The 1096-nt window shown below is 43.8% G+C and carries 1 protein-coding gene and 2 pseudogenes; all 3 read right to left on the reverse strand.

Annotation, left to right across the window (positions count from 1 at the left end):
- Positions 1-268, reverse strand: a pseudogene (locus tag AB5935_RS26040) (outer membrane lipoprotein carrier protein LolA); the annotation flags it as partial.
- A 12-nt stretch (positions 269-280) separates the two neighbouring features.
- Complete coding sequence (locus AB5935_RS26045) at positions 281-961, reverse strand: polysaccharide deacetylase family protein (RefSeq protein WP_055167677.1); 681 nt, start codon at positions 959-961, stop codon at positions 281-283.
- Positions 958-1096, reverse strand: a pseudogene (locus tag AB5935_RS26050) (3-oxoacyl-ACP synthase); the annotation flags it as partial. The gene AB5935_RS26045 and the pseudogene AB5935_RS26050, both read right to left, overlap by 4 nt.

Raw genomic sequence — 1096 nt, forward strand, 5'->3', positions numbered from 1 at the left:
CGATGAGATAATCCATCGGGCGGAAATATTCCATGCAGATTTTATGGGTCTTCTGGTAGTAGAACTTCCCTTTGGAAGTAACTTTCTCATCGAATACATCGAGATATTTCACTTGGGTAAAATCGGTTTCGATGGACTCTACGGTTTGCGCCTCCTTTGCCAGGCGGCTTTCAAACTCTGTCTTTTGCGCCATCTTTTTCATGCTCTGGGCATGGATAGAGGCTATTGACAAGAAGAAAAGCGATAAATATATTAATAAAGTTCTCATACCTTTTTTATTTTATGCCAATAGTTTGTCCGGATGGACAGCAGTATATCCTTGTTCTTTCAGCAAATCCAAGATTTGTTTCACTAGCTGGTCGCTGTCCGGCATCCGGTCGTGCAACAGAATAATGGCTCCCGGTTCAAGACGTTTCCGAATCCTGGCAAGGACTTTATCCGGTGCTGGTTGTTGTGTATCTAGTGTACGGATGCTCCATCCTATAGAGGTATATCCTAACTGTCGAACGGCTTTCGCAATCGTTGGATTAGTGACACCAAACGGCGGACGAAACAAACTAACCGGCTGCGAAGTTACTCGTTCTAGTTCACACTGACAAGTTTGCAAGTCTTTTTTCATCTTGGAGAGCCCGTATAGCGGGAATAAACCGGAATGGGTATGCGAATGATTTCCAATCAGATGACCTTCTGCCACCATTTTTTGCAAGATTGCTTCATTCCCTTTTACCTTATGACCGATACAGAAGAAACAGGCGGTTACCTGATATTCTTTTAGTACCTGCAGAACTTTGGGAGTCTGTAGGGAGTCGGGGCCGTCATCAAAAGTCAGGGCGACAATCTTTTCCGCAGTATGCTTTTTGCAAAATGACCGGAGGTAAATTCCCGATTGAATGCTATAAGAGGCATAAACGAGAAAAGACAGGAGCAAGAGCAAGCAAAGAAGGAGGCAAACGATTATCATACGCTTTTCCGGATTAGAATCAATGAATGATTGATGGAGTGGTGATGATTGTAAATCAATATATGGGTCGAGGTAGTGCAGTTGGCCGATTCGTTCACTGCTTTCCATACCGCATACGATGTTGCGGTAGGATAT

Source organism: Phocaeicola sp. RTP21198st1_B8_RTP21198_201120 (assembly GCF_040929485.1).
Lineage (GTDB): Bacteria > Bacteroidota > Bacteroidia > Bacteroidales > Bacteroidaceae > Phocaeicola > Phocaeicola dorei.

Excerpts from the sequence above, each read along its gene's own strand:
- AB5935_RS26045 (WP_055167677.1), bottom strand. The coding sequence starts at position 961 with ATGATAATCGTTTGCCTCCTTCTTTGCTTGCTCTTGCTCCTGTCTTTT.